General features: G+C 56.7%; 14 protein-coding genes and 1 tRNA gene. 3 read left to right on the forward strand and 12 right to left on the reverse strand.

Annotated elements, in window-relative coordinates; all coding sequences use genetic code 11:
• Nucleotides 1-19: 19 nt before the first annotated feature.
• Nucleotides 20-646 (reverse strand): TetR/AcrR family transcriptional regulator, encoded by a 627-nt coding sequence (locus BQ5361_RS05890; protein WP_022064410.1) that lies wholly within the window; start codon nt 644-646, stop codon nt 20-22.
• Nucleotides 647-1,018: 372 nt separating this feature from the next.
• Here BQ5361_RS05890 and BQ5361_RS05895 point away from each other — a divergent pair, with 372 nt between their 5' ends.
• Nucleotides 1,019-1,999 (forward strand): DUF5106 domain-containing protein, encoded by a 981-nt coding sequence (locus BQ5361_RS05895; RefSeq protein ID WP_081976808.1) that lies wholly within the window; start codon nt 1,019-1,021, stop codon nt 1,997-1,999.
• A gap of 120 nt (nt 2,000-2,119) precedes the next feature.
• On the opposite strand, the gene BQ5361_RS05900 is transcribed toward BQ5361_RS05895, so the two are convergent.
• Nucleotides 2,120-2,488, reverse strand: a complete 369-nt coding sequence (locus BQ5361_RS05900; RefSeq protein ID WP_022064412.1) for a winged helix-turn-helix transcriptional regulator — start codon at nt 2,486-2,488, stop codon at nt 2,120-2,122.
• 238 nt (nt 2,489-2,726) lie between these two features.
• Between BQ5361_RS05900 and BQ5361_RS05905 the strand changes: the two genes are divergently transcribed.
• The gene (locus tag BQ5361_RS05905) at nt 2,727-3,566 is read left to right on the forward strand and encodes a hypothetical protein (RefSeq protein WP_022064413.1); all 840 of its coding nucleotides are present in this window, start codon (nt 2,727-2,729) and stop codon (nt 3,564-3,566) included.
• 203 nt (nt 3,567-3,769) lie between these two features.
• Here BQ5361_RS05905 and BQ5361_RS05910 read toward each other — a convergent pair whose 3' ends face one another.
• The 9 genes from BQ5361_RS05910 to BQ5361_RS05950 all read right to left on the reverse strand — a co-directional run bounded on the left by BQ5361_RS05910 (nt 3,770) and on the right by BQ5361_RS05950 (nt 13,148).
• Nucleotides 3,770-4,531 (reverse strand): TIGR03915 family putative DNA repair protein, encoded by a 762-nt coding sequence (locus BQ5361_RS05910; RefSeq protein ID WP_035472596.1) that lies wholly within the window; start codon nt 4,529-4,531, stop codon nt 3,770-3,772.
• The gene (locus BQ5361_RS05915; RefSeq protein WP_046445175.1) at nt 4,528-5,232 is read right to left on the reverse strand and encodes a CatA-like O-acetyltransferase; all 705 of its coding nucleotides are present in this window, start codon (nt 5,230-5,232) and stop codon (nt 4,528-4,530) included. Before BQ5361_RS05915 ends, BQ5361_RS05910 begins: the two co-directional genes overlap by 4 nt.
• Nucleotides 5,233-5,298: 66 nt before the next feature.
• Nucleotides 5,299-6,561 carry a putative DNA modification/repair radical SAM protein gene (locus BQ5361_RS05920; protein WP_035472598.1) on the reverse strand — a complete coding sequence of 421 codons (1,263 nt, stop codon included), beginning with the start codon at nt 6,559-6,561 and terminating at the stop codon, nt 5,299-5,301.
• A 299-nt stretch (nt 6,562-6,860) separates the two neighbouring features.
• Nucleotides 6,861-7,355 carry a hypothetical protein gene (locus tag BQ5361_RS05925; protein ID WP_071424976.1) on the reverse strand — a complete coding sequence of 165 codons (495 nt, stop codon included), beginning with the start codon at nt 7,353-7,355 and terminating at the stop codon, nt 6,861-6,863.
• A 97-nt stretch (nt 7,356-7,452) separates the two neighbouring features.
• Nucleotides 7,453-7,851 (reverse strand): D-Ala-D-Ala carboxypeptidase family metallohydrolase, encoded by a 399-nt coding sequence (locus BQ5361_RS05930; protein ID WP_022064418.1) that lies wholly within the window; start codon nt 7,849-7,851, stop codon nt 7,453-7,455.
• A 6-nt stretch (nt 7,852-7,857) separates the two neighbouring features.
• A complete protein-coding gene (locus BQ5361_RS05935) occupies nt 7,858-8,397 on the reverse strand; it encodes a phage holin family protein (protein WP_161940435.1) in 540 nt (179 codons plus the stop codon).
• 330 nt (nt 8,398-8,727) lie between these two features.
• Complete coding sequence (locus tag BQ5361_RS05940) at nt 8,728-9,660, reverse strand: cation diffusion facilitator family transporter (protein ID WP_035472600.1); 933 nt, start codon at nt 9,658-9,660, stop codon at nt 8,728-8,730.
• A gap of 741 nt (nt 9,661-10,401) precedes the next feature.
• Nucleotides 10,402-11,271: a helix-turn-helix domain-containing protein gene (locus BQ5361_RS05945; protein WP_022064421.1), complete on the reverse strand. Its 870-nt coding sequence runs from the start codon at nt 11,269-11,271 to the stop codon at nt 10,402-10,404.
• A gap of 128 nt (nt 11,272-11,399) precedes the next feature.
• A complete protein-coding gene (locus tag BQ5361_RS05950) occupies nt 11,400-13,148 on the reverse strand; it encodes an amidohydrolase (protein ID WP_081976809.1) in 1,749 nt (582 codons plus the stop codon).
• A gap of 291 nt (nt 13,149-13,439) precedes the next feature.
• Here BQ5361_RS05950 and BQ5361_RS05955 point away from each other — a divergent pair.
• A tRNA-Asp gene (locus tag BQ5361_RS05955) sits at nt 13,440-13,513 on the forward strand.
• Nucleotides 13,514-13,569: 56 nt separating this feature from the next.
• Here BQ5361_RS05955 and BQ5361_RS05960 read toward each other — a convergent pair.
• Nucleotides 13,570-14,004 carry a hypothetical protein gene (locus tag BQ5361_RS05960; RefSeq protein ID WP_143047525.1) on the reverse strand — a complete coding sequence of 145 codons (435 nt, stop codon included), beginning with the start codon at nt 14,002-14,004 and terminating at the stop codon, nt 13,570-13,572.
• Nucleotides 14,005-14,217 lie beyond the last annotated feature (213 nt).

Consider the following 14,217-nt stretch of genomic DNA (forward strand, 5'->3'; position numbering starts at 1 on the left):
TAACCTGATTTTCTTTTGTTTATTCTATCCCTTTCAAAATATTCCCGTCTATGTACTCCCTTCCCTTCTCGGTAGTTATCCCCCTCAGAAAGAACATTATCGCAAGTTGTAACGGACGCGGCTCCGGTTTATTATCATCCACATGGGCGGAAATGACGACATCGGAAAAATCCCGGTGCAGACCATACAGGTATCGCGTGAGGCTCCGTGCCATCAATTCCGTATCGATACATCGCAGGAAAAGCCCCTGCTCAATGCCTTTCCGCAGCCGCTGTTCGTTGTTGCGGACAATCGTTTCGTGGTGATTGCGCATCACCTCATCGAATATCTGCGGATAGTACTTGATGAGGTCGAGCACCACCAGTTTGGTCGATGCCCTGAACTCGGAACTGTGGCCGAACATTATCCAGAACTCGTCTATGACGTTCGACGCGGCCTTCATCTGTCCGAGCATCTCCTCCTCGTGCCTCCTGAGATGGTAGTATATCGACTGCCTGACGAGGTCTTCCCGGTCGGCGAAATTCTCGTACAGCGTCCGCTTGGATATGCCGCAGGCGACAGCGATGTCGTCCATACGCACAGACTTGATTCCCATCTCGGAAAACATCCGCGTGGCCTCGGTTATCACCCTCTCCTTAATCTCCATATTCATCCCCCTTTTGCAGGGACAAATGTACGGCGAAAACTATAAAAACAAAAAAAGTTTTCGCGTTTTATTCCGTTTTTTTAATTTTTTTAAATAATTCGTCCGCCGGACAATAAACGCGGCCAACCCTCGTTGTACGCATCCTCAACGTACATTTTCGGCCGAATACCGCAAATGTAATCCGGGCAGCGGTCACATGCAACAATATATCGTCGAAACGGGAATAAATCTGGATGAACAGGAAACCACAGCGACGGCCAGGTATCTTTTCGGAGCGAAAGTAAGGGGGCGGAAGCGTCTCTTTGCCCGCTTCCTTTCTTGGAGAGCCGCCGCCAAACGGTTATCTTTGCCGAGAACCGAAACAGGAGATCCATGTGGAGAAAAACAGCGATAATAGCGATGGCCGCCGCAGCCTGCATGGCATGCGGACGCCGGACGGCCCTGAAAGCCGGTACGCCCGCCTCTCTCCCTGCGGGAGAATGCGCCGCAACAGCAAAACTTTCCGTACCGTATCCTGAGATACCGACCTACCTGAACGGAGAAGAGGAAGAAGCCGGTTATGTGCTGATGCACTTCTGGGACGGAGTGGACTTCTCGGACGAATCGTGGACGGAAGCCGCGGAGACCATGGAGGAGGCTTTCGCACGTTTCATCACAGTCGCCTCCCTCTATCCCGACATGGAACTGTCGAAACAGGCGGTAGCCCGGTTGATGCAGCGTCTCGGCGAAGAGGCCGTCCCCGACGTCTACGACCTGATGACAGGGCTCGCCGACAAATACCTTTACGACCCCAACTCTCCGCTGCGCAACGAAGAGCTCTACATCACTGTGCTCGAAGAGCAGATAGCCGACCCCGACCTCGAAGATATATATAAGGTAGCCCCGCGCGAGCGGCTCCGGATGGCCCTGAAGAACAGACCGGGCGACCGGGCCGCAGACTTTTCCTTCACGACCGGAAAAGGCGGACACGGCACCCTGTACGGCATAGACGCCGATTACGTACTGCTCTTTTTCCACAATCTGGGATGCCCGGCATGCCGGGAAGTGCGCCAGGGAATCGTCTCGGTAACAGCCCGGGAACCGGCGGCGGGGATGCTGGCATCCGGCAAACTCCGGATAATCGCCCTCTACCCCGATACCGACATGGCCGAATGGGTGGCCCATGCGAACGAAATTCCCGACACATGGATAAATGCCTGCGACGAAGCGCAGGAGATTAACGAAAAAGAACTCTACGACCTGCGGGCGATTCCGAGCCTTTACCTGCTCGACAGGGACAAAAAGGTGATATTGAAAGATTTCGTCAATCCGGAGATGTTGTCCGATGCCCTGACCTATTCGGAAGCCGATTAACGGAAAGACAGAAAAAATAAATCGAAAAGGCGCCCCGGCGTAAGTCATGCCGGGGCGCCTTCATTGTCACAGGGCCAACCGAAAGGGGATGAAACGATGCTGTCGGTCCGGACCCGTACCTTACACCTCGCGGGAAGCCTTCCGTTCCCCTTTTATCGCATCCATATTTTCAATAGCCCAGGCAATCAGACCGTTGATATGCGGCAACAGCGATTTGGCCCGCTCCGTCAGCGCATACTCCACACGAGGCGGAACCTCCGGATAGATGCTCCGCGTCAGATAACCGTCCTCTTCCAGCGTCCGCAGCGTAACGGTCAGCATCTTCTGGGAGATATCCGGTATGGCTTTGCGCAGCGCCCCGAAACGCATCGGTTCCGCTCCGTCAAGCGTATAAAGTACCAGCAGCGACCATTTGTCGCCTATCCGGGCGAGCACGTTGCGTATCGGGCACCCCGGAAACAACGCATCCTCCACACTCATCCTGTCCATACAATCGCATTTCAAATTACAGTTTACAAAAGTAAGCATACATCTTCTTTACCGCAAGTAAAAAAAATTCACAAAAAACGGCAGCCAACCCGCTCATTTCCAACAATGGTCACATGCAAGTAAGTAACTGAAAAACAAGTACCTACTTGACATACATGCAAGGATGCATTATATTTGCATCCGAAAAGATACTTAATATTTTTTAGATACCATTATTAACTTTCAAACATGTACCGAGATGAAAAAAGTATTGTTCATTCTATTTAACCTTTTAACGATTACAGCCATGGCACAGGACAAAGGACGCTTCGAAGTGTACGACCTCGACAATTTCAAACTGCACGTCTATTATACCAATGACGCCCTCGGCGACGCGAGCTACATCATCGAGGGAACGCAAGAACTCGTAACGATGGAACAGCCGCTGTTCCGGGACAACGTCGCCGAATTCGACCGCTACCTCGCCAGCCTCGGCAAACCGGTCGTACGGCGCATCACAGACTACCATGTGGGAGGAACCGGCGACCACGCCACCGTCATGGCGGAAGGGATGCCGGAGTTTACGAAAGGAGAAATCTACGGAGGCATGATGCAGGGATTCGCCGCAACCTTCGGCAATGCGCTGGCCGACCTTCCCACCGGTTCGGTCAGTGAAGCCGCCTTCGGCTCCACCCATACATGGGCCGGCATTCCCTTCCGGTTCGAACGCGGTGCCTCCACCGACTTTCCCGGAGCAAGCATCCTGATAGGCGGAAAGGTGTACTATACCCACTGGGCTCCGGCAAAAGCACACCCCAGCTCCCTGCAAATCTCCTCCCCGGCCGCAGTTGACGCGGAAATAGCCGAGGCCCGGAAAGCACTCGCATCGGGAGCCACCCTCTTTATCGGAGGACACGGAGGCGCAGCCGACGCCGATGCCGTCCGGTTCAAAATCGACTATCTGGAGAACGTCCGGCACCTGTTGGCAGAGCACACCTCCCGGGAAGCGTTTCTTCGAGCCCTGAACGAAGCCTACCCCGGACTGCCGGGGGCGGAAGGAACGGAAGCACTCGCCGCAGCCCTCTGCGGCGACAACTGACCTCCGAAACGACGGGAGAGGCCGGTATCAACCGCACGCATGCGGTTCGACAGGCCCGGTCTCCTTGAAACCGGGATACCACATAGAAGAAACTGCCATTCCTATCGAGGGGAGTTTGCGGCCGCAAACTCCCCTCATTGCTGCGAATGACCGATACCGCAGCAGACCGCAAGAACGACGCACCGGTACCGAAATACGGAACATCACCAATGTTCGGTCATATACTTCCAATAACGCACCGGCATGCAACGGCGCTGCTGTTTCGGATTCAGCCGTTCCCTTATCGTCAGTGCACCGTAATAAATCCGCCAAAGCGCCCCGCAGACCTCTTCGCCTTCGGCAGCCATGGAGGCGGGCAGCCTCCCGTCCGCCAGGCGGCCGTCGGGCTGAAACTCCACCTCACGCAGGGAATGCAGGTCGTACCCGTAACCGTATCCGCGCCTCATATCGCATATCAGCCAGCACTGGTCGGAAAAACGTTCGCGGAAATGAGCTACCGTCAGAGGCAGTGCATTATACCGCGGCGATACGGGTGCAAAATAGCTGCCATCGGCCGCCTTCTGGAAACGCACGAACTGCATGAGCCGGTGCCCCTCCTTCGCCACCCTGCACGCCGTCTGCTTCATCCGAAGTACCGCACTGTCCGTAAAGTCGTACTCCACACCGTGCGGACTCCCGAATATCCGACACAGATACCGGAACAGGAGCATATCGGCCCCCTCCTCTTCCGAGAGCCACACGCAAAGCACCATATTGCAGACGCCCTTTCCCGCACGCTGCTCCAGCCCCCTCCAAACCCGCGCGGCAAGAACCTCATCGGTCACGACACGGAATCTCTCCTCGACGAACAAAGGGCCGGGTTCCCCTTCCACCGCCAGAAAATCGGGAAACTCCCTGCGCGCATAGGCATGAAAAACCGCGGTCAGCAGCCCCTCGAAACTTCTGTCGTAAACGAACGTCCTCATCGTTTCCCCCGTCCGCCGGCCGGGTCTCCCGTTTCCGGCCCTTCGGGCCACAGCTCGGGCCGGGCCGCAATCTCCTGTATATCGTTGATAAGCCGGCATGTATGATAACCGTCTGCAGCAGCATGACTTACGAATACGGACAGCGGCAGCCACATGCGGCCATCGCGGCGGAAATACCTGCCGAACCGGATGAGCGGAAACAGGAAGGGACTGTCCGTATAGGTATCCTGCGAAAACGACGTAAAACTGAGCCACGGCAGACACGACACGGGACAAAAATTCCGGGGCTGGCCGGGACGGGCCTTTATCACCCCGCGAACCTTGCCGTAACGCTCCATATCCCCGGTCACCGTCCGATAGAACGTTCCGAATCCGCTGTCGTATTCGCTCCATACATCTGTAAAGGTATTGTCCTCCGGATGAAACAGGGTATAGGAGGGAACCACTTCGTCCCAATAGCCGAGCCGTCCCTCCTCATCGAATCCCATCCGGAACTCCCGGTTGCGATTTACGGCCCGCATGATGGCATAAAGCATCACGGGGAAAAATTTCAATCCGTGCTCCCCGCGGAAATCGAGGAGCGCCGTGATATCCACGTCGGAGGAAATGTTGTAACGCGCCTTGACCTGCCTGTAATAGTAATCGAAATGCGCGCTTCTCTCCCACTCCTCCCTATCAATAACATGAAATACCGCACTCATATATTCAGATGTTTAACCATATTCCGTATCCGTCACGCGTCGCAGCCGTCCGCCCCTCCGCAACGGTCATTCGGGAAAGGCGAACGACAACTGCCCGGCAGTCGTCCGGCACCTCTGTCGGGGGACGAGTGTCCTGCGTACCCGTTCCGGCGTCATATCGGCGATACATGCCCCTGCCGGCACTCCGCCGCAGGTCACGAAGTAGCGCGCCTTCTTCATTACCACCCCCATCCGTGCCATCGCATCCGCCGTAATACGCCCGCTGCGACGGGCTGTCACTATCATCCGGGCCGACTTCACACCGATGCCAGGCACACGCAGTATCAAGCCGTATTCCGCCCGGTTGACATCCACCGGAAAAATTTCCGGATGGCGAAGCGCCCATGCCAGCTTGGGGTCTATCTCCAGGTCGAGGTCGGGATGGGCGTCGTCCGCGATTTCAGCCGCCGTAAAACCGTAAAAACGCATCAGCCAATCGGCCTGATAAAGACGGTTCTCACGCACCAGCGGAGCACTCCCGACGGAGGGCAATCGCTTGTCGTAAGAATTCACCGGTACGAAACCGGAATAGTAAACCCGCCGCATCCCCTTGACACGGTAGAGCTGCGACGAGAGACGGAGTATCTCGCTGTCGCGTTCGTCCGTCGCCCCCACTATCATCTGCGTACTCTGCCCGGCCGGAGCAAACGGAGGAGCGCTGCGGAACAGACGGCGCTCCTCAGCACCGGCTATCACCCCCTGATGGATGAAAGACATGGGGGTATAGATGCTTTCGCGGCTCTTGTCGGGGGCGAGCAGCCGGAGATTGGCCTCCGTCGGAATCTCAACGTTCACGCTCAGCCTGTCGGCATACCGGCCCGCCTCCATCACCAGCTCCCGGCTCGAACCCGGTATGCTCTTCATGTGGATATATCCCCCGAAACGGTGTACGGTACGGAGCTCCTTCACCACGCGCAGCATCCGCTCCATCGTATAATCGGGACTGCGCACCACACCGGAACTGAGGAAAAGCCCCTCGATATAGTTACGGCGGTAGAACTCCATGGTCAGTCCGACCAGCTCCGCCGTAGAAAGCATCGTACGCGGCCGGTCGTTGCGACGCCGGTTGATACAGTAGGCACAGTCGTATATGCAGAAGTTGGTCAGCATTATCTTGAACAGCGACACGCAACGGCCATCCTCCGTGAAACTGTGGCACACGCCCCACGACCCCGTACTGCCCGGCGCCCCGTCCATCCCCCGCCGGCGAACTCCGCCCGACGAACACGACACATCGTATTTCGCCGATTCGGCCAATATCCTGAGTTTTTCCGACAAATCCGTCTTCATCTCCGTCTCTCCGTTTTATCGTCCGCCGCAAATCACTCCGTCCATGCAGCACCACCACAAAAATACATTATTTTTCAATATAAAATACAATTATTTTATATTAACATAAATATATTAATAACATACTGAGACACAGCCGCAACCGTCCGACAGCTCCGTAAGAACGAAGACAAGGCCGCACAAAAGCTCCGCCGGTGCACGGGACACCGGCGGAGCCTTCACGAAGGGCGCGACGCAGCTATCGGCAGAAGAGACGTCCGGCCGGATGCGGTTCCGAACCGGGAGGAACGGGCCAGCCGTTACCGTCCGAACCTTCGTCGCACGATACGGAACACCGCCCACCCGACACCGAACGCCAGGGCGAAGAGACCGCAGCCCATCAGGCTCTTCTGAAACCACGACAGCGGCACCTTCACCGGTACCTCCACCCGCTCGGTGCGGACACTGCCGGAAAGCTCGCTCTCCCGCTCGAAGGTATCCCGAACGGTCACCCCAACGGGTTGGCGCTGGGGCTTGTTTTCAAGGGTATGGGAGAGGGTACCGTCGGCAGCGACACGGGCCGACGAGGTTGCCAGAGAGGTTTCGAGGAAGGAGCTGTCGGCCGCCACCCGCACCATCCTGCTCTCCACGGGCACCTCGACATAGATGACCGTATCCCGCAGCTTCTCGACATACCGCACCTCCCGTTCTACCTGAAGGCTGTCGGATACCGACGGCGAAAGGGCTGTCCGCCCCGGACAGCATCCGGAGAGCAGCACCAGCGCCGCCAATGCAAATGCAAAAAATCGTTTCATACCTTTTCCAATCATAAGGCCATCATCCGCAGCACCCCTCCGGCCGCAATGCCTCTCTCCGACCGCCGCCATCCGCAACAGTACGACGAGGCGACCCTCACAGATGCAGCACCTGCCGGCGATTCGTCCTGCACCACGAAACATGCAGCCACGCATAGCCGCGCTCGTCTATCAGTTGGTCGAAATCGAACCCGCCGCTCTCCAGCAGAGCGAACAGCGCGGCATTGGCGGACGGGCTCCCCACGGTGATATCCGCCGCCTCGCCGTACATATGCCGGGAACGGGGCGCCCCGCCCACCGCTGCATTCAGTGCCGGAGAACGGTAGCCGCTGTTCACCGCGACCGGCCCGCCCCACGCTTCTCGAAGCGGGTCGAGCAGATGGCCGATAAGGTCGTGCAACGCCGCTACGGCCTGCGGCGGGGGCGTATTGTCGATACCGCGAGAACGGGCCACGGCGGACACACAGAGCTCCTCGACCGTAAAATACTTTCCCATGACACATCACCCCCTTTCTTCCCGCCTGTCCGCTTCGTCCGACGGCGCTCCGACTCCTTCGGGGACCGCGTCATCCTCCGTGCCGTCCGCTCCGGCTCCCTGCTGCTCCTTCTTCAGGAACTCCTCCAGCCAGGCCACTTTCCGGGTGAACTGCAGGCCGATGAAATAGTCAAGGAAGCGTATCACCGGATTATCGGGCATCAGCAGATGCAGATTCTTGAGGATGTTGGAGGAGTAGAAATAGATGAATACATAGGTGATTACCTTCACCACATAGAGCGCCTCCTGCGTATCGTCCTGATATTTTCCGACTGCATACACCATTACGACGATGCCGAGATAGACCAGCAGGTATCCCGCCGCAAGGATGAATTTCTTGAAACTGAACCTCTCCCTGGCGGCGATAAGGCCGGCCAGAATGCCGAAAAGAATGTCGCATGCAGCGAAAATGAGCAGCAACAGCATGGCATTGTGCACAGGCTGGAGCGTAGCGATGCAGGCCCCGAAAAAGGCCGCCACCGCGGTTTTGATTATATCCCAGTTCATATATCGATAGTTAAAATGAAAAAGCCGGTCTCCGCGCACAGCCCGCAGCGGGAAGGGCCGGCACCCCGTCATTCATGTGCCATCCTTCCGCGTCAAAAATACTATCCGCCCCACACGGCCGACTTCTACAAATCCGGAAATACCCTGCCGTAACCATACGGCTTCGTACCGCCCGATGCACCTCCTGTGCCGTACGGTCGCCGGCCGAAGCGCCGCAGCGAACGGCCCGCCCCCTCCGGCCGGAAAGGCAGCGCTTCCGGAGGAGTCCAAACCGATAAAAAAGGGGCGGCCGCTGTACAGCGGCCGCCTCCCTACTCCGAACGATACCCGTCAGACCATTCCCCGGTCGATACCGAATTTCTCCGCATCGTGATGCACCCCTTCCGGCTCGACATGCACGACGATATCGTAAATATTGTCAATCCGCGCCTTGATGCTGCGCTCCACCTCGTTCGCTATCCGGTGGGCCTCCGTCACCGAAATCGTGCCGTCCACCTCGATATCGAGCGCAATCATGTACATGTTGCCTATCTGCCGCGAACGCACCCGGTGGGGATTGTGCGCACCGGGCACCGCCTCCACGGCCTGGAATATCCGGGCATAGACCGTCTCGTCCTTGACGCCGTCCATCAGTTCCACATTGGAATCCATGAATATCGTTACGGACGACTTGATAATGAAAAGGCTTATCACAAGGCCCGTTACCGTATCGAGTACCGGCATATCCAGCGCGAAGGTGAAAACGAGCCCCACGAGCACCCCCAGCGAAATGATGACGTCGTTGCGCATATTCACCGCATTGGCCGTCAGCAGGGCGCTCTGCACCCTCTTGCCCTGCCGGTACTGATAGAGCGCCAGAAGCAGCTTCCCCACGATGGAGAACAGGGTAACATAGATGGCTACCGGTGCAGGCATCAGTTTGGGTTCGGGAGAGAACATGCTCTCAACGGACGATACGAGCATCTGCACGCCGGCATAGAAGATGATAAGCGAAAGAATTTTGGTAGCAATGGTCTCCGCCTTCTCGTATCCGTAAGGATACTTCTTGGTGGGCGGTTTGCCCACGATGCGTGCGGTAAATATCATCACCACGGAGATGACCACGTCGGTGGCCGAGTCGATGCCGTCGCCCAGCACGGCCAGGCTGCCTGCCAAAGCACCTACCGTTATCTTCGCCGCAGAGAGCACGGCATTGCCTACGGTGCTTATCCAAGAGGTTCTTACCAGCACCCTGTTACGCACCGCATTGTCGTCGATAGCCATTTCACAAAGAGGATTAAAAAAGACCGGAATTTCTCCTTTCCGGCCTTTCGAAGTTAATATTGCAACTATATGCCATTCCGATACCGTCCATCATTTCCTGCCTCGAATCCGAATGACAAATGTACGAATTTTCCGGCAAATCCCCTCACCGGGAGCGGCAGGAAAGGCAACCACCGGCAGAAAGAGAAAAAAGAACGCCAAAAATAGAGGAAAGAGAGTGAGAAGTTCTAGTGTGAGAGTGAGTGTGAGAGCTTTCCTCTATTTGGCGCGTTCTTGTACGACGAATACACATCACGGGAATACTCCCGCCGTTGTTCCGAAAACCCTGCTGCGGCACGACCGAAAAAAGAGAGTAAGTCCGAATTCGGGATGCAATCGAGATACATCCGCATGATACGTCAGAATCCAACCTTTTTAACCTTACCCCAATTAGATTACAGATTCCAAAATAAACGTTAATAGACTAACGACTTACTCTCTTAATCCTGCCACATGTCCTTTCCGATAGGCACCGGCCTTCCGTGTCGCTCCCGCCGCCGCGGGAATCGCCGGACCCGGAAAGCGGAACGGCCGTCTGTCAACAATCCGTTTCGGTACCGGCGTCCATGCCGCCTATCTTTTCGGTTTAAAGATAAACAATGAAAACCGTACTATAAGGCTTATTTCCGTTATAGTCCCCAAAAACCGAATTTCGGCACATCTCGACACGGATTTTCGCCCGGAAACAGCGGTCGGTCTCTTTCACAGATGCGCCTGCTCCCTATATTGCGACGGCGACATCCCCGTATGCTTTCTGAAAAAACGGCTCAGCAGGGACTGGCTGGAGAAACGGGCCAATCTCACGACATCCTTGATGTCCAGCGACGCATCCCGCAGCAGGGATTTTATCTCAAGCAGCGTATGCTCCACGATACACTCCTTGGCCGACTTGCCGGTGACGTCGTGCACCACCATCGTGAGATACTTCGGCGAGATGCAGAGCTTGTCGGCATAAAAGGATACTTCACGATTCGTGGAGTAGTGCTCCGTCACGAGGTTCAGAAACTTATAGACGAGCTCCTCCTTATGTCCGTATCTGATACCGCCCCGGACCGCCTCCTTTTTGAACTGTACGAATATGTCCCAATAGAACACCCGGAGCAGCAGGATGACGGACTCGCGGCGGATATGTCCCGTCTCCGAACCGGCCTTGCACGCAAGCGCGTGTACGAAGTTCCGAAACCGCTCCACCTCGCTCTCCACCAGCGTGAAAACATAGTGTTGGCGCATGTAGAAGAAAAAATCGAGCGTCGGACGGCACATCCCGCTCAGAACGTCCATGAAGAGCGTGTACGAGGTTTTAAAAAAGAGCATGGCAAAATCGTCGCTTTTCTCGCTCAGCACCGCGAACATGTGGGGTATCACCACCACGAGGTCGTCCTTCGACACCCTGCGCCTGACGGAAAAGATATCCAATACGGCACTGCCTCCGGTACAAACCCCGACGAAACCCTCGGAAAGATAGGCGGGGTGACAGCCGACGGGTAAATACCTGACGTCGGAATAGACCGTAAAATCCTCGAAACCGGGAAGCACGCCGCCTTTCGCTGAACTTCTCACTTTCTCTTTCATCGTAACCTGCATGTTTATCGGGAGCCGGAACCGGTTCCCGTTGCAAACGGGAGATAAAGATAATGAATTTCCGGTTCAATACCAAAAGAGGGCGGCCCCGCAGGAAACCGCCCTCCATGCACACACCGTTAATCGGCTCCGCCGGCCGGATAGATGACCCTCCCCCTCTTGACAGTCCGGACAACGGCGATATCCTTTATCTCCGTCCCGGGCACCTTGAGCGGATTACGGTCGAGAATGACGAAATCGGCTATCTTGCCGGGCGTTATCGAACCCCGGTCGTCCTCCTGTCCGTACTGTCTGGCACCGTTGACGGTCACCATCCGCAAGGCCTCCATGGGAGTTACCGCATACTCGGGCCCTATCGGCTGCCCGCTGCGGGTAATGCGGTTCACGGCATTGTAAATGCTGAACAGCATGTCCGGAGGCACCACCGGCGAGTCCTGATGTATGGTGATATTAAGCCCCTTTCGCTCCAAGGCAGTACGCAGCGGACTGATGCGCCGTCCCAGCTCCGGACCGAGAATCGAAGTCAGATAGTAATCGCCCCAATAATAGGTATGGTCGTTGAAGAACGACACGTCCACTCCAAGCTCTTCGGCCCTGTCGAGCTGCTCCTCGGTAATCGTCTGGGCATGTATCAGCACGGGCTTCATACCCTCCTCGGCTGCCGTGACCAGTTTGGCCCGGGCATACTGGTCGAGAAACTGCCCGATAGCCGCCGAACCGTTGGTATGCGCTATCACCTGATATCCTTTCCGGAGGCACTCCGCCAACTGGGCGTACAGCTCATCGTCCGTCATCTGCGGGAACCCGTCGTAATCCGCCCCCTTGCCCGCCGGAACGACATAATACGGCTCCAGCAGCCATGCGGTCTTCGCCTGCGGCGAACCGTCGAGGAAGAGTTTCACACCGGCACGACGCAGTCCGTCCCTGTAAACGGCCTCACGGCTCGGGACGGACATGCTGCCGAGGTCGCCGTAGCTGTTGATATCAATGATGAGGGAATCGCCCTGCTCCACAATAGTCCGCACGCTCGCCGCAATATTACTGCCTGCACCGTCCTGTGCGGTAGTAATGCCGTGCGAGGCATATACGCGCATGGCATGCCGCAGGACGTCCTCTTCGCTCGGCGCATTCGTAACGGCATTATCCATCAAGACATTCGGGTCATAATAGAGCCGGAAATAAGCCTCCTCCTCCAAAAGTCCGTTCAGCCGGCCGTCCGGATAACGGCCCAGCAGCGCAGCGTATTCCCGCACCAGCGGACTGCCCGGGGAATACCCCATCAGCTCCAGCGCCCTGTTGTTCACGACAGCCACATGGTTGCTCATGTGAATGATACAAACAGGCACCTCCTCCGATATTCGGTCGAGGTCGTCGGCGGTAGGGCCCTCGGCCCCGGGGAAAACCGTATTGTCGTAACCGTTGCCTATGAACCAGTCGCCCGGCTCATAAGTCCCTTCCGCTACCGAACGGTCGTACCATGCATCGAACTCCCGCCGGCCATACTCCACGAGCGTTTCCACGGAGGTCACCCCCTCCGCCGGAGAGAAGTCGGGAAACTTGGTAACCGAGCTGATATGGCTGTGGGAGTCGATAAAGCCGGGCAGCATCGTCATACCCTTCAGGTCTACCAATTTCGTGTCGGGCCGGCGGCTCCGCATCAGTTCGCGCTTGCCGCCGACAGCCACTATCCTGCCGTCGCCCACCAGTACGGCCTCCACCTCGGGCCGTCCGTCATCGACCGTGACGATATCACCGCCGTAATATATCGCCGTATCCGAATAACCGGAAAGGTCATACCGTACATGCTGTCCGCAGGCGACCATCGCCGCCGACAGCGGAATCAATAGATACTTTCTCATCCGTTTCATGTTCAAATGCACTATTTTTGTAGCAATCCCTCAAAAACCGTACATTTTCCCTCAGCCCCGGCGAGAAAGCGCGGCCGTCGGCAGGAGGAACGGCCTCAATCCGGCCGAACACAGGGTCGCGTCCCCGTTTCCCTGCTGCCCGGCCACCGCCCGACCGTTCCTGCACACGGACGGTTCTTTCGGCCCGACTCATACGGTACGGAACCGACAGCGGAAAAATTATCGCAAATTTCCCGTACATCCCTTGCACAATAAAAAATAAGTCGTACATTTGCACTCGCAATTCAGCACGGTGTGGTAGTTCAGCTGGTTAGAATACCTGCCTGTCACGCAGGGGGTCGCGGGTTCGAGTCCCGTCCATACCGCAAAAAACGGAAGCCTTGTAAATAGCTATTTACAAGGCTTTTTCATTTACATTCCTCTACGGCCGATACGGTTCGACCGACTCCGACAGGCCCCAACCGCCCTCTTCGGCCGCACATTGTGCGCCGGTCTTCCATATCCGGCTGACTCCGTCCCTCTCCGCAGAAAAGGCGCACGGCCAACAACGTTCCGTCGGAACCGGCAGACGATACCCAAAGAGGTCTTCATTACGCATGAATGCACCGTCGCCGGGAGCACTCAACCGGTTGAAAGGCCCTATCTGCAACCCGCATTCACCTCTGCAACCCGCATTCACCCGCATACCGAAAGCGCGTTCACAACCGATTCGGAAGGCAGCCCCCACATTCCCGCACTGCACGAGCATCCGACACCGATTCATATCGGTCGTCTTCTGGGCACCGAACCCGAGACTCAGCCCCGGACAGCAACCCGCACAGGCCCGGTCGCCGCTGCGCAGCCAAAGCTGTCCCACTGCAAAAACCGAAGCCTCTACACCCGGCCATACAGCACGGCTGGCCGTCCCGCAGCAAGCCGGACTGCGCCTCTTCCGTTTTTTCCAATCCGCAGCCCGATACAAATTCCGAATCCGTGGAATCCACAGGCCGTTGCCGTGTCCTATTTTGGCGGCGGGCATTCCGGCACGGCCGGAAGCCCTCTTTTCCTAATAATCCATTAAACAACAGGA

The organism is Tidjanibacter massiliensis, from assembly GCF_900104605.1.
GTDB classification, from domain to species: Bacteria; Bacteroidota; Bacteroidia; order Bacteroidales; family Rikenellaceae; genus Tidjanibacter; species Tidjanibacter inops.